This is a genomic window from Hamadaea flava, from assembly GCF_024172085.1.
Classification (GTDB): domain Bacteria; phylum Actinomycetota; class Actinomycetes; order Mycobacteriales; family Micromonosporaceae; genus Hamadaea; species Hamadaea flava.
The window spans coordinates 3257838-3283059 of sequence record NZ_JAMZDZ010000001.1; the positions used below are offsets into that span (position 1 = coordinate 3257838).

The window sequence follows — 25222 nt, forward strand, 5'->3', positions numbered from 1 at the left end:
TGTTCGGTTACCCCCTCACCGGGAATCCTCTAGAGCGAGTTGGTCGAGATGACGCGGCGGTACCACCGCGCGCTCTCCTTCAGCCGCCGCTCCTGGGTCGCGTAGTCCACGTGGACCAGGCCGAACCGCTTGTCGTAGCCGTACGCCCACTCGAAGTTGTCCAGCAGCGACCAGGCGAGGTAGCCCCGCAGGTCGACGCCGTCGGTGACGGCCCGGTGCGCGGCCCGCAGGTGCGAGGCGAGGAACCCGATCCGCTCGGTGTCCTCGATCTCGTCGCCGACCACGACGTCCGGGAAGGACGCGCCGTTCTCGGTGATGATGATCGGCGTCTTCACGTAGTCCCCGCCGAGCCGCTTGAGCAGCACGTGCAGGCCGTCCGGGTCGATCGGCCAGTCCATCCCGGTCCGGGGCAGGTCGGGGTCGAGGAACTCCACGCCCTCCGTGCCCGGGAACTGCGCCGAGCCCGGCTCGCCGACCTTCGCCGCGACCAGCGTCGGCATGTAGTAGTTCACGCCGAGGAAGTCGATCGGGGCGTTGATCGTCGCGAGGTCGCCCTCCTGAATGTGCGTACCGCCGGTGAAGCGCTCGACGACCTCCAGCATGTCGGCCGGGTAGCGGCCGAGCAGCAGCGGATCGAGGAAGATCCGGTTGTGCAGGCCGTCGACCCGCGCCGCCGCCTCCACGTCGTGCCGGTCGCGGGCGTCCCGGGGGAACACCGGGCTGAGGTTCACCGTCACCGACACCTCGCGGGCGCCGGCTTCGCGCAGCCGCCGGGCCGCGAGCCCGTGGCCCAGCATCAGATGGTGGGCGGCCCGGAAGGCGGCATCCGGCTCGGTACGCCCGGGAGCGTGGTTGCCGGAGGCGTACCCGAGGAACGCCGAGCACCACGGTTCGTTGAGCGTCGTCCACGTCGGTACGCGATCGCCGAGCCGCAGGTACGCCGCGATCGCGTAGTCGGCGAAGGCGTCCGCGGTCGCCCGGTTGGTCCAGCCGCCCCGGTCTTCCAGGATCTGCGGCAGATCCCAGTGGTAGAGGGTGGCCATCGGGGCGATGCCGGCTTCGAGCAGTTCGTCGACGAGCCGGTCGTAGAAGTCCAGCCCGCGCGGGTTCATCGGGCCGGTGCCGTCGGGGATCACCCGGGGCCAGGCGATGGAGAACCGGTAGGTGCCCACCCCCAGCTCTCGCATGATCGCCACGTCGTCGGCGTACCGGTGGTAGTGGTCGCACGCGACGTCGCCGGTGTGCCCGCCGTCCACGAGTCCCGGCGTACGCGAGAACGTGTCCCAGATGGAGGGAGTGCGCCCGTCCTCGCGGGCGGCGCCCTCGATCTGGTACGCCGCCGTCGCGACGCCCCAGCGGAAGCCCACCGGGAAGGTGACGGAGGCGGAGGCCTCGGTGCGGTCCTGGGTCGTTGTCATCCTTTGAGGGCTCCTTGCATGATTCCGTGGATGATCTGCTTGCCCAGCAGCGCGAACACGACGATCAGGGGCATCGTCGCGAGGGCGGCGCCGGTCAGGGTCAGCGAGTAGTCCGTGATGTATCCACTCGCGACGGTGGACAGGGAGACCTGGACGGTGGGGTTCTCCGGGGTGAGGACGACCAGGGGCCAGAAGAAGTCGTTCCAGGCGTTCATGAAGGTCAGCATGCCCAGCACCGCCGCGGCCGGCCGGGCGATCGGCAGGACGACGTGCCAGAACAGGCCCAAGGTGGTGCATCCGTCGACCCGGCCGGCCTCCAGCAGCTCGGTCGGGACGGCGGAGGACAGGAACTGCGACATGAAGAACACGCCGAACGCGCTGACCAGGCTGGGCGCGATGACTGCGTACAGCGTGTCGATCAGCTGCCACTTGGCCATCAGGATGTACAGCGGGATGACGCCGAGCTGGCCCGGCACCATCATCGTCGCGATGACCCCGACGTAGAGCGCGGGCCGGCCGCGGAAACGCAGTTTGGCGAAGGCGAATCCGGCCAGCGAGGAGAACAGCACGACGCTGAAGGTGATGACCGAGGAGACGATCACCGAGTTGATCAGCGCTTTGCCGAAGGCGACGGTGTCGAAGACCCGGCGGATGTTCTCGACCAGGTGCGTACCGGGGAACAGCGGCGGCGGCACCTGGCCGAGCGCCGAGTTGTCCATCGAGGCGACGATGAGGCTGTAGTACAGCGGGAACGCCGAGAAGAACAGGAACGCGATCAGGGTCAGGTAGGTCAGCGGGTGCGCCCGCCGGATGAACCCGATCGGGCGTACGCGGGTCTTCTCCTTGTAGACCTCGCTCACCGGGCGGCGGGTCCGGGGCGGGACGGTGGGCGTCGTGGCCGACATCAGGCCCTCCGGATGCGTCGGGTGAGCAGGAAGTTCAGCATCGCGGCGAGGACGATGACGAGGAACATGAGCCAGGCGGTCGCCGAGGCGTAGCCGAAGTCGAACCGGCCGAAGCCTGCCTGGTAGAGGTAGAGCGCCAGGGTCTGAAACTGCCCGTCGGAGCCGCCGGTGAGGCCGCCGCCGCCGAACAGCAGCGGTTCGGCGAAGACCTGGAGACCGCCGATGGTGGAGACGATGACGGTGAAGATGATGGTGGGCCGGATCGACGGGATGGTGATCCGCCACAGGCGTTGCATCGAGGTGGCGCCGTCGAGGATCGCGGCCTCGTGCAGCGAGTCCGGCACGGCCTGCATCGCGGCCAGGTAGATCAGCGCGTTGTAGCCGGTCCAGCGCCAGATGATCATCGCGGAGATGGCGATGTGGGAGGTGGCGGTGCCGGCCTGCCAGTCGATGTGACCGATGCCGAACTGGCCGAGGACCCAGTTGATCATGCCGTAGTCCCGGCCGAAGAGCTGGCCGAAGATGATCGCGACGGCGACCACGCTGGTCACGTTGGGCAGCAACAGCCCGGTACGCCACAGCGTCTGGCCGCGGAGCCGGTTGTTGAGGATGTGCGCGAGCAGGATGGCGAACAGCAGCTGCGGAACGGTCGAGATGACCCAGATCGACGCGGTGTTGCCGAGCGCGTTCCAGAAGAGCGAGTCCGCGAAGAGAGCCTTGTAGTTCGCCAGTCCGACGAAGGGATGCTCGTCTTCCAGCAGACTCCAGTCGTGCAGCGACACCCAGGCCGTGTAGACCAGCGGGAACGCGCCCAACAGTCCGAACAGAAGGTAGAACGGCGAGATGTAGAGGTATGGCGACGCCTTCACATCCGCCCGGTGCAGCCACGATTTCACCAGGGGCTCCTCGGGTGTTTCAACGGGACGACCTGCGGGATGACCGGCCCCGGTCCGGGCGTCTGGACCGGGGTCGGTCAGCTCAGGGGTGGCGTCAGACGATCTTCTTGATCTCCTCCAGCGCCTGCTTCCAGGCGGCGTCGGGTGTCTGCTTGCCCTGCTCCACGCGGGTCAGGCCGTTCTGGATGGCGGTGTTGATGTCACCGGCCTTCGGCCCGAGGTACTGCGCCTTCATCGTCGTGATCGACTCGGAGAAGATCTTGCCGACCGGCGCGTTGTTGAAGAACGGGTTCTTGAAGTCGGTGATGACCGGGTCCTGGTACAGCGTCACGGTCGAGGGGAAGTTGCCGGCCTTGCGGAAGACCTTGGCCTGCTGCTCCGGGCTGGTCAGCCACTTCGCCAGCTCGTACGCCTCCTTCTGGTGCTTGCCCTGCTTGGGCAGGGTCAGGAAGGAGCCGCCCCAGTTGCCGCCGCCGCCGGGGATCTTCGCGATGTCCCACTTGCCGGCCGCGTCCTTGGCCTGCTCCTGGATGTACGCCATCATCCAGGACGGGCAGGCGATGGTCGCGAACCGTCCCTTCTGGAATCCGGCGTTCCAGTCGGCCGACCAGGCGGCGATCTTCGCCGACAGACCCGCGTTGATCGCCTCGACGGTCTTGTCGAAGGCGGCGCGCACCGACGGGTTGGTCTCGACGATCACGTTGTCCTGGTTGTCGTACAGGCCCTGGTCGAACTGGCCGAGCACGGAGCGGTACATGACGGTCGGGCCGTCCATGAAGGCGGAGTTGGGCAGCTTCGCGGCGGCGTACTTCTTGCCGGCGGTGATGTAGCCGTCCCAGTCCTTCCACAGCGCCGAGACCTGCTCACGATCGGTGGGCAGGCCGGCCTTGGCGAACAGGTCGGTGCGGTAGCACATGGCCAGGCCGCCGACGTCGGTGCCGAAGCCGATCTGGGCGCCGTTCTTGCCGACCGAGGTCTGCCACTTCCAGTCCGGCCACTGCGCCTTGAGGTCGTTGGCGCCGAGGTCGGTCAGGTTCACGAACTTGTCGGGGGTGGCCTTGAACTGGCCGATCCAGCCCTCTTCGATCGCCTCGATGTCGGCCGCGCCCTGACCGGTGGCCAGGTGCGCCGCGAGGTTCTTGTGGTGGTCCTCGGCCTTGGTGACCCGCTCGGTGATCTCGATGTCCGGGTGGGCCTTCATGTATTCGGCGTAGAGGTCCTTGTATCCGAACTCGCCGAACGTCGCGACGACGAGCTTGACCTTGCCGCCGCTGCCGGAGCCGCCCTTGTCGTCGCCGCACGCGGCGACTCCGGCGAGCAGTGCCACGGAGAGCGCCGCGGCACCGATTTTGTGCAGGTTGCGCATCAACTCCACCCCTTCACGGGCGCGTTCAAGAGGAACTCTGCGGGGGAGACCCGGTGAGCTTTCGGAGCGTGATAGAGCGCTCTCCGGGCTTATTTCGTGATGCGATTTAAGGCCCGATCCTTCGGCGTGTCAAGCGTTGACTTATTCGGAACACCGTGTTTACAGTTCCGACCACAGAAGGTTCCATCGATGGATGTCGGGCAGGACATCGCGATGGCGACTGGGTGACGGGCCCGTGAGCTGCGGGTTTCCTGCGAGGTACGCCGTGCCTGCTGCGCGGGACGGCGAAGGCCGTCACCGCCGGATCCCCCGCAGAAAGGCACATCCATGTCTTCGTCCAGGACCGGAAGCATCCCCAGACTGGCCGCGCTCGCGTCCCTCGTCGTGGTCGCCGGGTTGCTCGGACCCGTACCGGCCCAGGCCGCCGGTGAAAGCGTGAACATCTGGCTGACCACCACCTCGGACTCCGGCGGCCGCACGGTCACCCGAGGACTTCAGCAGCAGACGCCGGTGGCGTACGCGGCGAGCAGCCCGGCCGGCAGCCAGACCGTCACCGTCAACGAGAACGTGACCTACCAGCAGTTCGAGGGCGCGGGCGCGTCCTTCACCGACACCGCGGCGTACCTGCTCGACGGCGGCGTCCTCAGCACGGCCACCCGGGACGACGTCATGCGCAAGCTCTTCTCCCCCACCGACGGGATCGGGCTGAGCTTCCTGCGCAATCCGATGGGCGCCTCCGACCTCGCCCGCTACAACTACTCGTACGACGACACCTGCTGCGACTTGAACGACTTCTCGATCAGTCACGACCTCGCCGACGTCGTGCCGCTGACCAGGCAGGCACGCCAGCTCAACCCCAACGGCGTCAAGCTGATGATGGTCCCGTGGAGCGCGCCGGCCTGGATGAAGGACAACAACAACTTCATCGACCAGGGCTGGCTGATGTCGCAGTACTACCCGGCGTACGCCCAGTACTTCGTCAAGACCCTCCAGGCGTACGAGGCGCAGGGGATCCACGTCGACTACATCTCGGTGCAGAACGAGCCGACCTGCTGCGGCGCCGGGACCACATACGCCTCGATGAACTGGAACGGCAGCGGCCTGCAGTACTTCATGAAGACCAACCTGTGGCCGGCGCTGCGGGCGGCCGGGCTGACCACGAAGACGCTGGTGCTCGACTACAACTGGGGCAACTACAACGACCTGGGCTCCGTCCCGCTGGCCGACTCCGCCGTACGCGGTGACTCCCTGTTCGGCGGCATCGCCTGGCACGGCTACGGCGGCGACGTCAACCTGCAGACGACGATCCACAACCAGTACCCGAGCGTGAACGCGTACATGACCGAGCACTCGGGCGGCACCTGGATCGCCAATCAGCAGACCGAGGACATGCTCAACATGATCGACTACACTCGGAACTGGGACCGGTCCTGGGTGAAGTGGAGCCTGGCGGTCGACCAGAACCACGGCCCGCACTCGGGCGGCTGCGGCACCTGCACCGGCCTCGTCACCGTCCACAACGGAGACTCCCGGAGCGGGCAGGTCGACTACACGATCGAGTACTACACGATGGGGCACCTGACGAAGTTCGTGAAGCCGGGCGCGGTCCGGATCGACTCCAGCGCCAACAGCTCGGTCCCGAACGTCGCCTGGAAGAACCCGGACGGCAGCAAGGCGCTCATCGCGTACAACAACACGGGCGGCACGCAGACCTTGAAGGTCAACTGGGGCGCGCAGTCGTTCACCTACAGTCTGCCCACCAAGACGTCGGCCACCTTCACCTGGTCCGGTACGCAGTCCGGCGGCGGCAGCCGGGTCGGCGCCATCACCGGATACGGCGGCAAGTGCGTGGACGTGGCCGCCGCGAACTCCGCGAACGGCACCCAGGTCCAGTTGTACGCCTGCAACGGCACGAGCGCGCAGCAGTGGACCGTCGGCACGGACGGCACCATCCGGGCGCTCGGCAAGTGCCTGGACGTCTCCGGCGGCGGCACGGCGAACGGCACCAAGGTCCAGATCTGGGACTGCAACGGCTCCGCCGCCCAGCAATGGACCTACTCGGCGGCGAACGATCTGGTGAACCCCCAGGCGAACAAGTGCCTCGACGCCACGGGGCCCAGCTCGGCCGACGGCACCCCGCTCCAGATCTGGGCGTGCGGCGGCACCGCCAACCAGAAGTGGACGCTCCCCTAAGGCAGCTGAACACGGCGGCGCCCGCCGACCGGTCTGAAGGCAGAGACCGGTCACGCGGGCGCCGTTTTCGTCGTGTGCGACGCGCTCGGGGCGAGGTGACCCCGAGACATCTACACGCCTCTACTTTGAGACTTATTTCATATCATAAAATCAAGGTCTGGGGCATGCTGAGACGTTCCTCGAACGCAGAGGTGGGTTGCACACATGGTGGCGAGACGGGCGACGGTGCGTGACATGCGCCGGTCGAACAGGGCAGTCCTGCTCTCGAAGATCTACCTGGACGGGCCGCTGAGCCGGCATGAGCTGACGCAGCTCACCTCGCTGTCCCCCGCGAGCGTGAGCACGCTGGTCGCTGAGTTCCTGGAGGAAGGCCTGGTCGAGGAGGCCGGCTCGGTCGAGTCCGACGGCGGCCGCCCGCGCGTGCTGTTGCGGGTCGCGCCCAGCTTCGGCCACGTCATCGGGGTCGACGTCGGCGAGACACGGGTTACCGTCGAGCTGTTCGACATGTCGATGGCGGCGCTGGCCAAGGCCGACTATCCGATCGAGCCCAACCAGCTCGAACCGCGCGTCACGGTCGAGCACATCCTCGAGGGCATCACCGCCGTCTGCGCCCAGGCCGGGGTGGATGAGTCCACGGTGCTCGGAGTCGGGGTGGCGTTCCCCGGGGTCGTCGACTCCGGGGAGGACGGCCTCGTCCACGCTCAGCACCTGGGCTGGGCGGATGGCGTACCCATCGGGACGATGCTGCGCGCGGGCACGCGGATTCCCGTCCATATCGACAACGGCGCGAAGACGCTGGGCCAGGCCGAGATGTGGTTCGGCGCGGGGCGCGGCGCCCAGCACGCGGTGATCGCGCTCGTCGGATCGGGCGTCGGCGCGGCCGTCGTGGCCGACGGCGCGAGCTATCGCGGCTCGCGCAGCAGCGCGGGCGAGTGGGGCCACACCACGCTGGTCTACGGCGGGCGTCGCTGCCGGTGTGGCGCGCTCGGCTGCCTGGAGGCCTACGTCGGCGCCGAGGGCATCCTGGACCGCTACCGGGACGCGAACGGTCAGGGCGCGCCGGGGATCGACGAGGAGTCGGCGATCGGCGCGCTGATCGCGACGGCCGACTCGTCGCCCACCGCGCGCGAGGTCCTCACCCAGACCGTCGGCTATCTCGGCGCGGGCATCGCGACGCTGATCAACCTGTTCAACCCCGAGCGCATCGTGCTGGGCGGCTGGGCGGGCACCGCGCTCGGCGGCCGCTGGCTGCCGGAGATCCGGTCCGCCGCCGCCGAGCACGCCCTCAAGCTGCCGTTCGCCCAGACCACCATCACCCTGTGCGAACTCGGCCCGGACGCCGTGGCGCTCGGGGCCGCGACGCTTCCGGTCGCGCGACTGCTCGCTGACGGCGGCTTGCGTCCCGCGGCGGTCGCTCAGTCAGCACTTGTACGCGGTCCACGCGTCCGCCGTTCGTAACCTCAGTCCGCCGTGTCCGGCGTCGGCAACGGCGACTCGAAACAGGCCAGCCAGGTGGTGAGCAACGACTCCAGCTGGCGAGCCTGCTCCGGGGTCAGCAGGTCGAGCAGGCGGCGTTCGTTGCGCATGTGCTCGGCGAACGCCTGGTCGATCAGGTCCCGGCCGGCGGGGGTGAGCGCCACCACCCGGCCGCGGCCGTCGGTCTGGCTCGGCCGCCGGGTGACCAGCCCACCGCGTTCGAGCCGATCGATGCGTTTGGTCATCGCGCCGGTCGTGACCATGGTGTGCGCGGCCAGCTCGCCCGGCGCCCGTTCGAACGGCTCGCCCGCGCGACGCAGCGTGGCGAGGACGTCGAACTCGCCCTCCCCGAGACCGTATCGCCGATAGACCACGGTCAGCTGCTCGGTCAGCTCGCCGGCCAGCCGGTGCAGCCGGCCGATGACGCCCTGCGGCGTCACGTCGAGATCCGGCCGCTCGCGGGCCCACGCCTGCTGGATGCGGGCCACGTGATCGAGTTCTGTCACCCCTACACAATAGCTTCCCGGGAAGCTAAACTAGCTTCCATGGAAGCTACATCGCGATGGGTGCTCGTCACCGCGATCGCGCCGGTGGCCTGGGGCTCGAACTACTTCGTCACCCACCAGTACCTCCCGGCCGACTCCCCGCTCTACGGGGCGGCGATCCGGGCGCTGCCCGCCGGGCTGCTACTGCTGCTCGTACGCCGGACGCTGCCGCAGGGCTCGTGGTGGTGGAAGTCGCTCGTCCTCGGCGTCCTGAATGTGGGCGCGTTCTTCGCCCTGATCTACGTGGCCGCCCAACTGCTGCCGACCAGCGTCGCGGCGACGATCATGGCCACGTCGCCGGTCGTCATGATGCTGATCGCCTGGGCGGCGGTGGCCGAACGACCCAGAATCGCCCAGCTGACCGGCGCGGGCGTCGGGATCGCCGGGGTCGGCCTGATGGTGCTCCACGGCGGAGCCGCCGTGAACGCCGGCGGCGTACTGGCTTCGGTGGCCGCGATGACGATGTCCTCGCTCGGCTACGTCCTCGCCAAGAAGTGGAGCGCCGACGTCGACGTGTTCTCCCTGACCTCGTGGCAGCTGATCGCCGGTGGACTGGCGCTGCTGCCCTTCGCGGTCGCGGTGGAGGGCGCACCACCCACTGTGGACGCTCCAGCCGTCCTGGGCTTCGCGTACGTGACGGTCGTCGCGACCGCCGTAGCCTTCGCGGCCTGGTTCACCGGGCTGCGGCACCTGAGCGCCGGAACGGTCGGGCTCGTGGGACTGCTGAACCCCATCACCGGGGTGCTGCTGGGCGCGGCCGTCGCCGGAGAATCCCTCGGCACGCCCCAGATCCTCGGCATCGCCCTGGTCTTCCTCGGCATCCTGCTCGGGCAGCCGGTCCTCCGCACCTTCCTCCTCCGCCTCCGCCGCCTCCGTCCCGCGTGATCACTGCGCCAGCCATGCTGCTTCGGGCGGCGAATCGTCCGTTGTCGCCGCACGGCCCGCGCAATGATCTTGCACGTCGCTCAGGCGGGCAGGTTCCACTTCTGGTTGGCGCCGCCGCCGCAGGTCCAGATCTGGAGCTGGGTGCCGTCGGCCGAGCTGACGCCGGTGGCGTCGAGACACTTGTTGGACTGCGGGTTCACCAGGTCACGCGCGGCGGTATAGGTCCATTTCTGGGCGGCGGTGCCGTTGCAGTCCCAGAGCTGAACCTTGGTGCCGTCGGCGGTGCCGCCGCCGGCGACGTCCAGGCACTTGCCGAGCGCCCGGACGGTGCCGTCGGTGCCGATGGTCCACTGCTGCGCGTTGGTGCCGTTGCAGGTCCACAGCTGGATCTTCGTCCCGTTCGCGGTGCCCGCCGACGCCACGTCGACGCACTTGCTCCCATAGCCCGTGATCGGGCCGACGCGGCTGCCGCCCGAGGTCCACGAGTAGACCCGGACGTAGTCGATCGTCATGGTCTGAGGGAAGACCGTCGACGCGTTCGGCGAACCGGGCCAGTTCCCGCCGACTGCGACGTTGAGGATCAGGAAGAACGGGTGGTCGAAGACCCACGGGTTGCCGTTGGTCTCGGCCGAGGTGTGCCGGGAGTACTGGATGCCGTCGACGTACCAGGTGACGGCACCGGGCTCCCAGTCGACCGCGAAGGTGTGGAAGGCGTCGGCGAACGACTGCCCGCCGGGCAGCGTGTACCCGCCGCCGAGGCCACAGCAGCCGGAGTACCCGGGACCGTGGATCGTGCCGTGCACAGTGGACGGCTCGAAGCCGACGTTCTCCATGATGTCGATCTCGCCGCTGTTGGGCCAGCCGACGCTGCCGATGTTGTCGCCGAGCATCCAGAACGCGGGCCACAGCCCCTGCCCGCGCGGGATCTTCATCCGCGCCTCGAACCGCCCGTACGCCTGGGTGAACTTCCCCTGCGTCTTCAAGCGGGCCGAGGTGTACTGGCAACTGCCGTACCAGCAGCTGTAGCCGGACGGATTGCCCTGACGGGCGGTGATCACGAGGTTGCCGTTGCCGTCGAGGGCGGCGTTGCTGGTGCTGGTGGTGTAGTACTCCAGCTCGTTGTTGCCCCAGCCGGCGCCGCCGACGTCGTACGCCCACCGGGCGGAGCTGGGCGCGGTGCCGGCCGCGCCGGTGAACTCGTCGGACCAGGTGAGCCCGCCGACCGCGGCCGCGGCCGGCGGCGCTGCCGGTGCGGTCGCCAGTCCGGCGGCGAGGGTGAGTGCGGCGCTCAGGGCGAGAGCACCACGTAACAGGGTTCGGGACATAGAAAGGACGCTATTCTTCACTAAATATTCTTGTCAATAAAAGTCGCGAAGAAAGTGGGCGCCGGCTTTGAGGCAGTTGTCGATGCGTCCGATGATCAACCGGTACGCTGGCGGAATGCTGATCTACGTGGGCGCGTACACCTCGACCGGCGGCGGCATTCGCTGCTACGAACAGGACCCCTCGACCGGCGCGCTGACGGAGGTGCATCCCCCGGCGGCTGCGATCGATCCGTCCTTCCTGGCCTGGGACGCCACGAAGGCGAACCTGTACGCCGTCAGCGAGTCGACCGGCGGCGTCGAGGCGTACGCCCGCTCGGACCACGGTCTGCTGACCTCGCTCGGCCAGCAGTGGACCGGCGGCGCCGACCCCTGTCACCTGGTCGTCGACCCGACCGGTCAGTTCCTCGTGACCGCGAACTACAGCGGCGGGTCCGTCAGCGTCCACCCGATCGCGCCGGACGGCTCCCTCAACAGCCGCCGCGATCTACTGGAACACGGCGGCAGCGGGCCCGACCCCGAGCGGCAGGAGGGCCCGCACGCGCACATGATCGCGTACCGGCCGTCGGGGAACTCGTTCTACGTCACCGATCTCGGCACCGACCAGATCCACGAGTACGCCCTGAGCGCCGACGGCGCGATCCTCCCCGTCCGCGCCATCGCCGCCGAGACGGGCAGCGGCCCCCGCCACATCGCCTTCCACCCCACCAGCGGCGCGGTCTACGTCTCCGGCGAACTGGATTCGAGCGTGCTCATCTATCAGCCGCAGGGCGACGGGCTGGTCCAGGTCGGCCGGATCCCCGCGACCGCCGAGCCGCCGACCGAGCGCAACTACCCCAGCCACATCGAATGCTCGACGGACGGCCGGTTCGTCTACGTCGGCAACCGCGGCTCGGACTGCGTCACCGTCTTCTCGGTCACCCCGGACGGGCTGACCCCGGTGGCCGACGTGCCCGCGGGCGGCCGCTGGCCCCGGCACTTCGCGTTCGCCGGTGACTTCCTCTACATCGCCAACCAGTACGCCGGCACCGTGACGGCCGGGCGACTCGACCCGGCGACCGGCGTACCGGCGGAACCGGTGGTCGTCGCCCAGGTCGCCGAGGCCGCCTGCGTCCTGCCCGGCTGACTCCTCCGCTCCCGAGCGGCTCTCCGCTTTGGGCGCTGGATCAGGGCTCTGGGTCGAATCATGGTTCAAGATTCGACCGGGAACCCTGATCCAGCGCCAAGCACCGAGCGCGACCGGTCAGGGGAGCAGGGCGACGGAGTGGGCGGCGACGACGGACTGGATGAGGTCCAGCGCCTCCCCCACCGGCTGCGGATCGAGCGACCGCCCGTCCCGAAGCCGCAACGCCACCGCACCGGCTGCCGCCTCCCGGGCTCCGATGACGGCCGCGTAGGGAATCTTGCGTTGCGCGGCTTCGCGTACGCGCAACGACAGTGAGCCCTCCTCCAGCACCTCGACCCGGAGCCCGGAACGCGAAGCCCGGTCGTGCAAGGCCCAGGCGGCGTCCCGCTGCGCCTCCCCGATCGGCACGACGGCCAGCTGCACCGGGGCGTACCAGGCCGGGAAGGCGCCCTGGTGGACCTCGATCAGGTGGGCGAACAGCCGTTCCAGGCTGCCGATGATGCTGCGGTGCACCATGACCGGGCGCTGCTTCACGCCCTCACTGTCCACATAGGCCAGATCGAAACGCTCCGGTTGCGCGAAGTCCACCTGGATGGTGGCCAGTGACAGCTCCCGCCCCTGCACGTCGTGGATCTGCAGGTCGATCTTCGGCCCGTAGAACGCGGCCTCCCCTGGCGCTTCGAAGAACGACACGCCCTCCGCGATCAACGCGTCGCGCAGCATCCCCTCGGCCGCGTCCCAGACCTCGGATTCGCCCAGGAACTTCTCGCCACGCAACGACAGCCGGTAGGAGTCGACGGAGAACCCCAACGCGGCGTGCGCCCGCTTGATCAAGGCGAGCATGTTCGCGACCTCGGCGCCCACCTGATCCACGCGGCAGAACACGTGCGCGTCGTTGAGCGAGATCGCGCGTACCCGGGACAGCCCGGACAGCACCCCGGACCGCTCGGCCCGGTACTGCCCGCCCAGCTCCGCGACGCGTACCGGCAGCTCGCGGTAGGACCGGCCGCGGGCCGCGAACACCATCGCGTGGTGCGGGCACATGCTCGGCCGCAACACCAACGCCTCGCCTTCCGGCGCGGAGTCGTCGGCCATCGGCGGGAACATGTCGTCGGCGAACTTCGCGACGTGCCCCGAGCGCACGTACATCTCGTGTTTGGCCATCGGTGGCGAATAGACGTGCTGATATCCGGCGAGGCGTTCCTCCTCGCGGATGTACTCCTCGACCGCGTGCCGCGCGGCCGCACCGGCCGGCAGCCAGATCGGCAGGCCCGCGCCGACGAGCGGGTCCGAGTGGAACAGCTCCAGCTCACGGCCCAGCTTGCGGTGATCGTTCATCGCTCTCTCCTCCTAGGGGTACGCCCAGGGCCGTCCAGAGAGCGCGAAAACGGCTCCGGGACTGGCCCGGAGCCGTTTCGATCGACTAATGCGTCAGCGGTTCACCGCTGCGTCAGCCTGCACGAAAGCCGCCGGGATACCCGGCGTCGTCGTGCTCTGCTGCTGATGACGCATGAATCGAGGGTACCTCACACGCCGTAGTAGCCGCGAGCACCGGGGTGCAGTTCCACCGGAGCGGTCTTCCAGGCCACCTCGCGGTTGATGTTCCTGCCTTCGGTGTGCACCGCCGCCAGTTCGTCCTGATGCTCGAAGAGCAGCCGGGTCAGCTCGTACCCCAGCTCGGTCGGCATGGTGGGCGTGGTCACCAGCAGGCAGGGGACGGCGACGGTCGACACGTCCGCGCCGAGCCCGTACGCGTCCTTGGGGATGGTCGCCGCCGTGTACGCCCCCGGGTAGTCCTTGTCGAGGATGGGCACCAACGCGTCGGTCGGCAGCAGCGCGACGTGGCCGGGCAGCTTGCCGAACAGCGCGGTGAGGCCGACCACCGGCTGACCGGCGGTCCAGAAGAACGCGTCGAGCTGACCGGCGGCGAACATCGTCGTCATCTGGTTGAGCGAGGCGGTGAACCGCTGCACGTCTTTGGCGGGATCGAGGCCGGCGGCGGTCAGCATCCGCAGCGCGAGGATCTCCGTGCCGGAACCCGCCGGACCGGTGGCCACTCGTTTGCCCCGGAGATCGGCCGGCGTCCGGATGCCGATGCCCGGACGCACCACCACATGCATGTACGCCGTGAACATCCGGGCCAGCGCCCGCACCTCAACGGGCGAACCGGCGAACGAGCCCTTTCCGGTGACGGCGTCGCTGGCCACGTCGGCGTAGGTGAAGCCCACGTCGATGTCGCCCCGGGCGAGCCGCTGCAGGTTCTCCAGGGCGCCGTTGGTCGGCATCGACACCGCTTCGAACCCGGTCAGGTGCTTGTTCACGACGTCGGCGTACCCGCCGCCGAGCTGGTTGAAGACGCCGTTGGTCGGGCCGGTGCCGATGGTGAGCTGGCCGTGGTGCCAGAGCTGGAGCCGGGCGTCGAGTTCCGGCTGGGCGCAGCCGGTCGCCCCGGTCAGCGTCACGACCAGCAACGACAGGAGGGCGGCGACCGCCCGGCGAGTCCTCACAGCTGTCCGGGCAGGCGGGCGCCTGGTTCGAGGGCCACGGCGACGCGCTGCGCCAGCAGGGCCGTCTCGTATCCGGTCTGCCCCAGATCGCAGCCGGGAGCGGCGAGCACCGCGAGGTGCGCCCGGTCGCCGACCGCCATGATCAGCATGACGCCGCCGTCCATGTCCACCACCGTCTGGCGTACCCGTCCGGTCGTGAGGACCATGGACGCGCCCACGGTGAGGCTGACCAGGCCGCTGGTGATGGCGGCGAGCCGGTCGGCCTCGTCGAGCGGGAGTCCCTCGGTGCCGGCGAGGGCGAGCCCGTCGACCGAGACGGCGAGGGCGTAAACGATGTCAGGAACGCGCCGGGCGAAGGCGGTGAGCAACCAGTCCAGGCTGGCCGGGTCGGTTGCGGTGGTCTCAGGGGACATGCTGTTCTCTTTCTTCGGGGGTGCTAGACCGGCGGTGGGGCGTGCCGTTGGGCGGCGGCGAGGCCGGAGGCGAGGCTGGACAGGCGGGCGCGCGCCAGGTCGGGGTCGATCACGCCGGTCGCCGCGGCGGCGACCACGGTGGCCCGGCCCCGGGCGACCCCGGGCGGAGTGGGCGGGCTCGGCGGACCGGAGATGGGCCGGGGTTTGCGGTTCACGGCGTGAGCCGGCAGCAGCATCCGGTTCGGCAGCTTGACGAGGGCCACCGTGCCGGTGGTTGGCGCGCTGCGCAGCTCGACCTGTACGCGCAGCCGCTGGGCGAGCCGGGCGACGACCAGCAATCCCATCCGGCTGGCGAGTTCGCCGGTGAGCACCGCCGGGCGGCGCAGCTGCTCGTTCAGCTCCGCCAGCTGCTCGGGACCGATGCCGATGCCGTGGTCGTAGACGGTGAGGGTCAGTTCGTCGACCGTCCTATGTGTAGAGACCTGCACCTTGCTGCCCGGCGGGGAGAACACCACGGCGTTCTCCAGCAGCTCGGCCAGTAGGTGGACGAGGTCGCCGACGGCGGTCGCGTCGATCCACAGCTCGTCGACCGAACTGGCGTCGATCCGGGAGTACTGCTCGATCTCGGCCGCCGCCGCCATGACGACGTCGGCGAGCGGCTCGGGGTCTACGAACGCCCGGCCGGGCTCGGCCCCGGCCAGCACGAGCAGGTTCTCCTCGTTGCGCCGCATCCGGGCGGCGAGGTGGTCGAGCTGGAACAGCCGGCCGAGGGTGTCCGGATCGGTCTCCGCCCGCTCGAAGTCGTCGAGCAACTGGAGCTGCCGATGGACGAGGGTCTGCCCGCGCCGGGACAACGCGACGAAGATCCGGGCGACGTCCATCCGCAGCAGCGCCTGGTCGGCGGCGAGCCGCAGCGCTTGCCGGTGCAGCGCCGACAACGCCGTGCTCAGCTCGCCGATCTCGTCCGTGCCGGGGGCGAGCCAGGCCGTCACCCGCTCCTGCGAGGCGTGCTCCACGTCGCGGACGGTCTGGGGACTGGGCGCCGAACTGACCTCGGCGATCGCCTCCGGCAGCTCGGTGCTGGTGACCTGCTGGGCGCCCCGGCGCAGCTGCCGCAACCGGCGGCTCGTCTGGATCGCCAGGGCCACCGCCGCGCCCAGGCTGATCCCGACGAGCCCGGCGGTGACCGCCGTGATCGCGGTGGCCTCGTTGCGCGAGTCCGCTTCCAGGACGGCCGCGTCCGCCTCCAGCAACGAGATCACGTCGAGCTGGAACAGGTAGACCTTCCGCATCGCGTTGGTCTGCGCGATGTACCAGGCGTCCGGGTCGACCTCGAGCGCGTCGGGCTGGCTCTCGTAGCGCAACGCGCCCTCGACCAGCCGGGTGGCCTTGTCGACATCGGGACCCTGAACGGTGGCGGCGTACTGGTCGCGGGTGGCGGCCGAGGCGAGGTTGGCCAGCTGGCCGATCCGGTCCGACTCCGAGCCCCGCAGCTCGGCCAGTTCGGCCAGTTCACCGGGCTGGAACTTGCCGCGGCCGAACACCGATCGCAGCAGACTCCGCTGCTCGGCGGCCCGATGCTCGGCCGCGCTCAGCGTCGCCACGATCCGGGCGTTCTCGGCGAGCGCCGGGGCCATCGGCTCGGCTGCGATCGTTTCCGCCATCGAGACCAGGGCGTGCGTCAAATCGTCGTACGCCGCCTCCGGGGTGCCGTCGTCGGGCGATCCGGAATGGCTGGAGTCGAACAGCGCCTGGTCGCTCTCCTTCTCCGGATGCAGCGCGAAGTCCCGGACCAACGGCAGTTTCGTCAGCTCGGCCCGGGCGGACGCGACCGCGGAGGTCAGGTCCGGCGTCAGTTTGGCGACCGCGGCGGCCGCCTGGTCGTAGTTCGCCACGGCGGCGTCGGTCCGGTTCTGCTGTGCCGTCAGCAGCTGCCGGCCGGTCTCGCCGCCGCGCAGCAACAGGTCGGCGGTCTCGGCGATCTCCTGCTCGACCTGATGGTTGAGCTTGACCGTCGCGGTCAGGCCCCAGGCCAGAGTTCGCGCCCGCTCCCCCTCGCGGGCGGTGCTCATCGCCGCACCGCTCTGCAGCAGGCCGAGCACGGTCATGCCGACCGTGGCCACGCCGATCGGCAGCAACAGGCGTACGCGGATGGACCGCAGCGGACTGCGCCGGGCGTGCTGCACCGGCTCCCGCACCGACGCGGCACCGCTGGATGTGGGCATGGCGACGGACCTCCCCGGAGTGACCATTTGAGACTCCGCTCACGCCGGGGGCCGCCGCATCCCCCGAAGGGTTCGCCGTCTTGTCACATGGCATTCAAAAAGTTGACAGATCACACCATTGAGCCCCGCCAAAGCGTGCCAATCCGGCTGGAAGTCACGCGGTGTCGGAGCTGAACGCCGAGTCGAAGGCCGCCGACGGCGCGTCGAACGCCAGTCGCCGCACGAAGCCGACCGCCTCGGCCGCGCCGATGAGCCGGTCCATTCCGGCGTCCTCCCACTCGATCGAGATCGGACCGGCGTACCCGATCGCGTTGAGCGCGCGGAAGCAGTCCTCCCACGGCACGTCGCCGTGGCCGGTCGAGACGAAGTCCCAGCCGCGCCGCAGATCCGCCCAGCCCAGGTGGGACGACAGCCGTCCACGCCGGCCGTCGCCCGCGCGTACCTTGGTGTCCTTGCAGTCCACGTGGTAGATCCGGTCGGCGAAGTCGAGGATGAAGTTCACCGGGTCGACGTCCTGCCAGACCATGTGGGACGGGTCCCAGTTCAGCCCGAAGGCCGGCCGGTGCCCGATCGCCTCCAGCGTCCGCTTCGTCGTCCAGTAGTCGTAGGCGATCTCGCTCGGATGCACCTCGTGCGCGAACCGTACGCCCACCTCGTCGAACACGTCGAGGATCGGGTGCCACCGGGCGGCGAAGTCGGCGTACCCGGCCTCGATCATCGACGGCGGGACCGGCGGGAACATCGCGACCGTGTGCCAGATCGAGGAACCGGTGAATCCCACCACTGTGGACACACCGAGCTTCGCCGCGGCGCGGGCGGTGTCCTTCAACTCCTCGGCCGCCCGGCGGCGTACGCCCTCCGGCTCGCCGTCGCCCCAGATCCGGGCGGGCAGGATGCCCTGGTGCCGCTCGTCGATGGGATGGTCGCAGACGGCCTGCCCGACGAGGTGGTTGGAGATGGCCCAGACCTTCAGGTTGTACTTGGCCAGCGTCGCCAGCTTGCGGGGCACGTAGGTGTCGTCGGACAGCGCCTTGTCCACCTCGAAGTGATCGCCCCAGCAGGCGATCTCCAGCCCGTCGTAGCCCCACTCCGAGGCAAGCCGGCACACCTCCTCGAACGGCAGGTCGGCCCATTGCCCGGTGAACAGCGTGATCGGTCTGGTCATGTCGGTTCTCCTCGTCGTCTCCGATGGGTTGCCGGGGCGCCCGTCGGCGTCGGGTGCCCCGGCGGTTCGACTCCCCGTCCGCACCGCCATGGCGGACGGGAAGCCGTCTAGGGCAGGTTCCAGCGTTGGGCGGCTCCGCCGGAGCACGTCCAGATCTGCGCCTGGGTGCCGTCGGCGGTCGCCCCGCCCGCGGCGTCGAGACACCTGCCGGACTGCGGGTTCCGCAGACTGCCGTCGGTCTGCGGGGTCCAGTTCTGCGCGCCGGACCCGTTGCACGTCCACAACTGGACCTTGGTTCCGTCGGCGGTGCCGCCGCCCGCGACGTCCAGGCACTTGCCGAGCACCCGCCACGTCTGGCCGACCGGCGACCACTGCTGGGCCGCCGAGCCGTTGCAGGTCCAGAGCTGGATCTTCGTGCCGTCGGCGGTTCCGGCCCCGCTGACGTCAAGGCACGTCCAGCCCGGCCCGGTGATCGCGCCACTGCCCGGCGCGCGGGCGACGGTGAAGTCGTCGACGTCGAACAGGCCACCCCCGGTCCCGGTGAAGGTCAGATAGAGCGTCTGCACCCCCACCGGTACGCCGGAGAGCTGCGTACTGACGTCGGCGAAGGTCGTCCACCCGCCCGTGTTCGGGACGGCGACCGAGCCCAGCACGGCACCGGTCGCCGAACCGGCGCGGATCTGGATCGTGCCGCCAGGACCCCCGGACACCACCCGTGCCTTGAACCGCGTGACGCCGGTCAGATCGAGTCCGGCGTACGCCGCCCAGTCGCCCGGGTCGACGTAGCCCAGTGTCTGCCCGTTGTGCGCCCCCGCCTTGGTATAGGGCGACACTCCGGCGGCGCTGTTGAACGACTCGGCTTGGACCGTGCGGTCGACGCCGGCCGGTTTGATCCGGATGTTGCGGAACGAGACGTCGTCGCCGGTCCCGTGGTTCTGCAACCCGACGTAGCCGGCGAGCGAGCGGGCCGGATCGGTGTTGGTGAAGTCGTTGACCTTCACCCCGTTGAGGAAGACCTGGAGCCGTTCACCGGCGACGGTGATCTCGAAGGTGTTCCAGCTCCCCGGTGGGTTCAGCGCGGCGTCACGGGCGGCCACGTCGGCCGACTGGAACCCGTAGACCGCGCCGGTCGTGCGGTCCACGCTGTCGGTCGCGTCGATCTGGATCTCGTACCCGTTGTTCACCGCCGACCACGGATCCGCCGACGCCGGGAAGCCGATGAAGACTCCGGAGTTGTCGTCGCCGGCCAGCCGCCAGTCGAGCTTGAGCGAGTAGTCGGTGAACTGCTGGGCCGAGTACCAGAACAGACCCATGCCGTCGTAGCTGCTCAGCGTCGCGTCCGTGCTGGTGAACCCACCAGGTCCGGCCTGCGACCAACCTGTGGTGGAGCCGTTGTAGAGCGTGCTGTATCCGGTCTCCGGCCGGCAGTCGGCGTCGACCCGGCGGGCGGCGTACCGGATGCCGCCGAGCAGGAGCGCCCGGAACCCGGCCTCCGCGTACGCGGCCTGGGTGTGCCCGCTGCCGGTGTAGAAGGACCGTCCACTCCCGACGGTCTTGCACCAGGTGTGCGGGTGGTCCGCGCCCATCCCGCCACCGGTGTAGCTGGACTCGTCGAGGCTCGCCAGGACGTGCGCCGTCGACCGGGGGTTGGTCTGGTAGTTGTACCACTCGTCGGTGCGGACCCAGGTCTGGCCGAGCCCGGCGGTCGCCGCGTGCGCCCGGTCCTCGACCTTGATCGTGGCCTGCTGAATGGCGGGATGAGAGGCGAACCAGGCGCCGACCAGCTCGCCGTAGAACGGCCAGGCGTACTCGGTGTCGGCCGCCGCGTGCACGCCGACGTACCCGCCGCCGCCCCGGATGTACGCCTCGAAGGCGGTCTGCTGCGTGTCGTCGAGCACGTCGCCGGTGGTGTTGAGGAAGACGACCGCCTCGTACTGCGCGAGGTTTCCGGCGGTGAAGACAGCGGCGTCCTCGGTCGCCGTGACGGTGAAGTCGTTGGCCGCGCCCAGATCCCGCAGGGCCTGTACGCCGACCGCGATCGAGTCGTGCCGGAAGCCGGCGGTCTTGCTGAACACCAGCACGTCGTACGCCGTGTCCGCAGCGCACGCGGCGGTCTCGGCTCCGGCCACCAAGGTCGACACGAGCGCGGCCGACCAGAGAATGCTCCTCAGGGTCCTCATGGCAGGGTCCACTTCTGGTTGGCGCCGGCCGTGCAGTCGTAGATGATCAACTGCGTGGCGTCGGCGATCGAGCCGCCCGGGACGTCGAGGCACCGCCCCGACTGTGGGTTGCGCAGGGTGCCGTCGGCTTGGGCGACCCAGTTCTGCGCACCGGTTCCGTTGCAGGTCCACAGCTGCACGACGGATCCGTTGGCGGTGTTGCCGCCGGAGATGTCGAGACACTTGCCGAGCGACCGCCAGGTCTGCCCGACCGGCGCCCAGCGCTGCGCAGTGGTCCCGTTGCAGGTGTATAGCTGCACATGCGTGCCGTCGGCCGTGTTCGCCCCGGCGACGTCCACGCATTTGCCCGCCAGACCGACGACCGCGCCGGTAGCCCCGCTGCCGAGCCGGTTCAGCGTGAAGTTGTCCAGATCGAAGAGTGCTCCGCTGCCGCCGCTGAAGACCAGGTACAACGGGCCGGAGGCGGAACCGGTGAGGGTCGCCGACACCGTCTGGAAGGTCTCCCAGCCGCCGGTCACCGGCACGGCGACCGAGCCCAGCTGCGTACCGGTCGGGGAGCCGGAGCGGATCTGGATCGTCCCGCCGACTCCGTTGGAGGAGATCCGGGCGGAGAAGCCGACCGCGCCGGTGGTGCTGATCCCGGCGTACGCCGCCCAGTCGCCGTTCTCCACGTAGCCGAGCGTCTTGCCACCGGTCGCCGGGGCGTGCGCGGCGATTCCGACGCCCGACTGCGACGTGTAACTCTCGCCTTCGGCCGCCGCCGCGTTGTTCGTCACGAAGGTGATCGAGTCGAGGTCGAACAGCGCTCCAGCGCCCCCGGCGAAGACCAGGTACAGCCGTTGGGTGCCGGCCGGCGGGTTCGTGATCGCGCCGCTGACCGTGGTGAAGGTGTCCCAGGCCCCGGTCACGGGAACGGCCGCCTGCCCGATCAGCGGCCCGGTCGGGGAACCGGTACGCACTTGCAGGGTGCCGCCGACCCCGGCCGACGAAGCGCGGGCGACGAACGACGCCGCGTTGCCGACGGCGTACGGGTCGAAGGCGATCCAGTCGCCATTGTGGATGTCACCGACCGTCTTGCCGCCCTCAGCAGTCGCCTTGGCGAACTGGTTGATCCCGGCGGCGGCGGTGTAGTGCTCGGCCTGCCGATGCCGAGGCTGGGCGATGTTCTGGGCATGCGTGGTCAGTGTCGGCTGGCCGTTCGCCCCGTTGTCGGTGTACTCGGCGTCGAAGACCCCGAAGATGTTCGCGGCGTCGTCGTGCTCCCCGTCCACCGGTACGCTGATCGCCCCGGAGCAGCCGGTCTGCGACGTGATGGCGTGGCCGTGGTTGTCGTGGCCGAGCACGTAGGTCATCTTGACCCGGGCGCAGTCGATCGTGCCGTCCTCAGGATCGGTGACGGTGATCTGGTACGGCACCGTGTCGCCGAAGGAGAAGAGCGCCCCGTTCGCCGGGAGCTCTACGCGTACCGTCGGAGCGGTGTTGCCGACCGTCACGATCACGCTCGACGATCCGGTGTTGCCCGCCGGATCGCGTACCGTCAGCGTCGCGGTGAACTGACCGTTCGCGGCGTAGGTCTTGCTCGGGTTGGCCGCCGTCGAGGTGGTGCCGTCGCCGAACGCCCAGTTGTAGGTGAGCGCGCCGCCTTCCGGATCGGCCGACCCGGCGGCGGAGAACGCCACCGTCAACGGGGCCAGGCCGGAGGTCTTGTCCGCCGAGCCCTGGGCGACGGGCGCCCGGTCCGCTCCGGCGATGTACTCGATGCGGTAGAGCGCGGAGTTGGCGTCGCCGTTGAAGTAGCCGGTGCCGTAGTCGAGCACGTAGAGCGCGCCGTTCGGACCGAACGCCAGGTCCATCACCTGCTTGCCGGTCCACGGGAGGTTCGCGATCGCACCCGGCGTCCCGTCGGCGTCGACGTCGATCGCCTTGATCCAGCCCCGGCCGAACTCACCGGCGAAGAAGTGTCCGTCCAGTTCGGCGGGGAACTTGACGGTCGAGGTCGAAGCGGCGTTGTAGTGGTAGACCGGCCCGCCCATCGGCGACTCCGAGCCGGTCCCGAACTCCGGCGGCGTACCGGCGTCTCCGCCGTAGCGGATCCAGGCCGGGCGGGCGGCCGGCAGCGTCGTCAGGCCGGTGTTGCGGAACGAGTTGTTCGTCGGCCCGGTGGAACAGGCGTACTTCGGCCCGGTGGTGTCGGTGGCGAAGTTCCACTCGTTGTAGGTCTCTGTCGAGGTGTTCGTCCCCGTGCAGTAGGGCCAGCCGTAGTTGCCCGCCGAGGAGATGCGGTTGAACTCGACCTGCCCGGCCGGTCCGCGATTCGCGTCGGTGCTGCCCGCGTCGGGACCGTAGTCGCCGAGGTAGACCACGCCGGTCGCCTTGTCGACGCTCATCCGGAACGGGTTGCGGAAGCCCATCGCGTAGATCTCCGGCCGCGTCTTGGCCGTGCCCGGGGCGAACAGGTTGCCGGCCGGGATCGTGTAGGTGCCATCGTCGGCCACCTTGATCCGCAGCAGCTTGCCCCGCAGATCGTTGGTGTTCGCCGCCGTACGCTGCGCGTCGTACGCCGGATTCCGGTCGGCGCGCTCGTCGATGGGGGCGTAGCCGGCCGACGAGAACGGATTGCTGTCGTCGCCGGTGGTCAGGTAGAGGTTCCCGGCCGCGTCGAAGTCGATGTCACCGCCGACGTGGCAGCAGATGCCCCGGTCGGCCGGGGTCGACAGGACGACCTTCTCGCTGGCGAGGTTGAGCGTCCAGTCGGCGTTGAGGGTGAACCGGGACAGCCGGTTGACGCCTTGCCAGGCGGAGAAGTCGGTCCCGGTCGCGGGCGCGTCACCGGCCGGAGTGGACAGTGGCGGCGCGTAGTAGAGGAAGATCGCGCGGTTGGCCGCGAAGTTCGGGTCGACGCCGACGCCCTGCAAGCCTTCCTCATCGTGGGAGTAGACGGGCAGCGTGGCGATCACCGTGGTCGTCCCGCCCGCGTCCGTGCGGCGCAACTTGCCGTCCCGGGCGGTATGCAGCACGGAGGTGTCCGGCAGTACGGCGAGCGACATCGGCTCGCCCATCTCGGCGACGCCACGGGCCATCTCGACCTGCTGGTAGTCGGCCGCGTTGATCGTGGTGTGCGCGACGGCGGGACTGCCGCTCAACGGCACGAGGACGAATCCGGCGGCGAGGACCAATGCCGCGGGAAGAGTGGAGCGGTTCATCTGGGTGCCTTCCTGACTCGGGGGAAGTCAGGCGCGCGCCGCCGCGCCGTCATGGGGTCGGGCCTGCGAGCGGCTGGACGCCGGCCGCTCGCAGGCGGGTCGGGTGGGCGCCGGAGGCCGCCGAAGCGGGCCGGCGCGCGAGGGACTGCGTGGGACGTCAGGCGGTGGTGAGGACGGGGTCGACCCCCGTCCAGGCGGAGTCGTTGCCGGCCGAGCGCAGGACCGCGTCGAGCACCAACTGCACCTGAAGCGCGTCCTCGAAGGACGGAGCCGGGTCGGTGCCGTCGGCGATGGCCTGCACGAAGTCGCGCATCTGATGGGTGAAGGAGTGCTCGTAGCCGATGATGTGGCCGGGCGGCCACCAGGCGGCCAGGTACGGGTGCTCGGGTTCGGTCACGAGGATCCGGGTGAACCCCTGCTCCGGGCCGGGTCGCGTGGCGTCGTAGAACTCCAGCTCGTTGAGCCGTTCCAGGTCGAACGCGAGCGAGCCGAGGGCGCCGTTGACCTCGACCCGCAGCGCGTTCTTGCGGCCGGTGGCGAACCGGGTCGCCTCGTAGGTGGCGACCGCTCCCCCGTCGAGCCGGGCGGTGAACAGCGCCGCGTCGTCGACCGTGACGCGACCGAGTCCGCGACCGTCCGCACCGGCCGATAGTCCACTAGAGACGGACGGCAGCGGCCGCTCCCGGACGAAGGTCTCGGTGAGCGCGCTGACCCCGGTGATGCGCTGGCCCGTGACGTACTGGGTCAAGTCGACGATGTGCGCGCCGATGTCGCCCAGCGCGCCCGAGCCGGCCCGATCCTTCTGCAACCGCCAGACCAGCGGGAACTCCGGATCGACGATCCAGTCCTGCAGGTACGCCGCCCGCACGTGCCGGATCGCGCCGAGCCGGCCCGCCGCGATCAGCTGCTGCATCAGCGCGACGGCGGGCACCCGGCGGTAGTTGAACCCGCACAGGCTGCGTACGCCGGACCCGCGGGCGAACGCCGCGGCGGTCGCCATCGCCGAGGCCTCCTCGACCGTGTTGGCCAGCGGCTTCTCGCACAGCACGTGCTTGCCGGCGGCCAAGGCGGCGAGGGTGATCTCGGCGTGGCTGTCGCCCGGCGTACAGACGTCGATCACGTCGATGTCGTCCCGGGCGACCAGCTCCCGCCAGTCGGTCATGGCGGACTGCCAGCCGAGGCGGTCGGCCGCCGCGCGGACGTTGGCCGGATCACGGCCGCAGATCGCCGTCATCCGCACCTGCACGGGCAGGTCGAACGCCCGGTTCACGGTACGCCACGCCTGCGAGTGCGCCGCGCCCATGAACGCGTAGCCGACCAGGCCGACCCGCAGTTCTCCACCGTCTGTCGTGGACACTGATGAAACCTCCCGCAAGAACCGAACGCCAGAACCGATG

At 69.6% G+C, this 25222-nt stretch carries 18 protein-coding genes; 4 read left to right on the forward strand and 14 right to left on the reverse strand.

Going from position 1 to position 25222, the window contains the following annotated elements:
• Positions 1-29: 29 nt before the first annotated feature.
• The 4 genes from HDA40_RS15235 to HDA40_RS15250 all read right to left on the reverse strand — a co-directional run bounded on the left by HDA40_RS15235 (position 30) and on the right by HDA40_RS15250 (position 4585).
• Positions 30-1418 (reverse strand): GH1 family beta-glucosidase, encoded by a 1389-nt coding sequence (locus tag HDA40_RS15235; protein ID WP_253756238.1) that lies wholly within the window; start codon positions 1416-1418, stop codon positions 30-32.
• A complete protein-coding gene (locus HDA40_RS15240) occupies positions 1415-2239 on the reverse strand; it encodes a carbohydrate ABC transporter permease (protein WP_253763633.1) in 825 nt (274 codons plus the stop codon). Before HDA40_RS15240 ends, HDA40_RS15235 begins: the two co-directional genes overlap by 4 nt.
• Before the next feature lie 83 nt (positions 2240-2322).
• Positions 2323-3219 carry a carbohydrate ABC transporter permease gene (locus HDA40_RS15245; protein WP_372502864.1) on the reverse strand — a complete coding sequence of 299 codons (897 nt, stop codon included), beginning with the start codon at positions 3217-3219 and terminating at the stop codon, positions 2323-2325.
• Between the two features lie 94 nt (positions 3220-3313).
• A complete protein-coding gene (locus tag HDA40_RS15250; RefSeq protein WP_253756240.1) occupies positions 3314-4585 on the reverse strand; it encodes an extracellular solute-binding protein in 1272 nt (423 codons plus the stop codon).
• Between the two features lie 327 nt (positions 4586-4912).
• Between HDA40_RS15250 and HDA40_RS15255 the strand changes: the two genes are divergently transcribed.
• Together HDA40_RS15255 and HDA40_RS15260 are read left to right on the forward strand one after the other, a co-directional pair.
• Positions 4913-6778, forward strand: a complete 1866-nt coding sequence (locus HDA40_RS15255; protein WP_253756242.1) for a ricin-type beta-trefoil lectin domain protein — start codon at positions 4913-4915, stop codon at positions 6776-6778.
• A gap of 204 nt (positions 6779-6982) precedes the next feature.
• On the forward strand, positions 6983-8236 hold the full coding sequence (locus tag HDA40_RS15260; RefSeq protein ID WP_253756244.1) for an ROK family protein: 1254 nt from the start codon (positions 6983-6985) through the stop codon (positions 8234-8236).
• 2 nt (positions 8237-8238) lie between these two features.
• On the opposite strand, the gene HDA40_RS15265 is transcribed toward HDA40_RS15260, so the two are convergent.
• Positions 8239-8760 (reverse strand): MarR family winged helix-turn-helix transcriptional regulator, encoded by a 522-nt coding sequence (locus tag HDA40_RS15265; RefSeq protein ID WP_253756246.1) that lies wholly within the window; start codon positions 8758-8760, stop codon positions 8239-8241.
• Positions 8761-8799: 39 nt separating this feature from the next.
• Here HDA40_RS15265 and HDA40_RS15270 point away from each other — a divergent pair, with 39 nt between their 5' ends.
• A complete protein-coding gene (locus HDA40_RS15270) occupies positions 8800-9684 on the forward strand; it encodes an EamA family transporter (RefSeq protein WP_253756248.1) in 885 nt (294 codons plus the stop codon).
• An 80-nt stretch (positions 9685-9764) separates the two neighbouring features.
• Here HDA40_RS15270 and HDA40_RS15275 read toward each other — a convergent pair whose 3' ends face one another.
• Positions 9765-11009: an RICIN domain-containing protein gene (locus HDA40_RS15275; protein WP_253756250.1), complete on the reverse strand. Its 1245-nt coding sequence runs from the start codon at positions 11007-11009 to the stop codon at positions 9765-9767.
• 115 nt (positions 11010-11124) lie between these two features.
• On the opposite strand from HDA40_RS15275, the gene HDA40_RS15280 reads away from it, so the two are divergent.
• Positions 11125-12132 (forward strand): lactonase family protein, encoded by a 1008-nt coding sequence (locus HDA40_RS15280; protein WP_253756251.1) that lies wholly within the window; start codon positions 11125-11127, stop codon positions 12130-12132.
• A gap of 117 nt (positions 12133-12249) precedes the next feature.
• Here HDA40_RS15280 and thrS read toward each other — a convergent pair whose 3' ends face one another.
• The 8 genes from thrS to HDA40_RS15320 all read right to left on the reverse strand — a co-directional run bounded on the left by thrS (position 12250) and on the right by HDA40_RS15320 (position 25182).
• A complete protein-coding gene (gene thrS, locus HDA40_RS15285; RefSeq protein ID WP_253756253.1) occupies positions 12250-13470 on the reverse strand; it encodes a threonine--tRNA ligase in 1221 nt (406 codons plus the stop codon).
• A gap of 188 nt (positions 13471-13658) precedes the next feature.
• The gene (locus HDA40_RS15290) at positions 13659-14639 is read right to left on the reverse strand and encodes a TAXI family TRAP transporter solute-binding subunit (protein ID WP_253756255.1); all 981 of its coding nucleotides are present in this window, start codon (positions 14637-14639) and stop codon (positions 13659-13661) included.
• A complete protein-coding gene (locus tag HDA40_RS15295; protein ID WP_253756257.1) occupies positions 14636-15052 on the reverse strand; it encodes a roadblock/LC7 domain-containing protein in 417 nt (138 codons plus the stop codon). Before HDA40_RS15295 ends, HDA40_RS15290 begins: the two co-directional genes overlap by 4 nt.
• Before the next feature lie 23 nt (positions 15053-15075).
• Entirely contained in the window at positions 15076-17277 is a 2202-nt protein-coding gene (locus HDA40_RS15300; RefSeq protein ID WP_253756259.1) for a sensor histidine kinase, read from the reverse strand.
• Between the two features lie 154 nt (positions 17278-17431).
• Positions 17432-18442 (reverse strand): sugar phosphate isomerase/epimerase family protein, encoded by a 1011-nt coding sequence (locus HDA40_RS15305; RefSeq protein ID WP_253756261.1) that lies wholly within the window; start codon positions 18440-18442, stop codon positions 17432-17434.
• A 107-nt stretch (positions 18443-18549) separates the two neighbouring features.
• Positions 18550-20622: a ThuA domain-containing protein gene (locus tag HDA40_RS15310; RefSeq protein ID WP_253756263.1), complete on the reverse strand. Its 2073-nt coding sequence runs from the start codon at positions 20620-20622 to the stop codon at positions 18550-18552.
• The gene (locus HDA40_RS15315; protein WP_253756265.1) at positions 20619-23825 is read right to left on the reverse strand and encodes a carbohydrate-binding protein; all 3207 of its coding nucleotides are present in this window, start codon (positions 23823-23825) and stop codon (positions 20619-20621) included. Before HDA40_RS15315 ends, HDA40_RS15310 begins: the two co-directional genes overlap by 4 nt.
• A 157-nt stretch (positions 23826-23982) precedes the next feature.
• On the reverse strand, positions 23983-25182 hold the full coding sequence (locus HDA40_RS15320; protein ID WP_308197711.1) for a Gfo/Idh/MocA family protein: 1200 nt from the start codon (positions 25180-25182) through the stop codon (positions 23983-23985).
• Positions 25183-25222 lie beyond the last annotated feature (40 nt).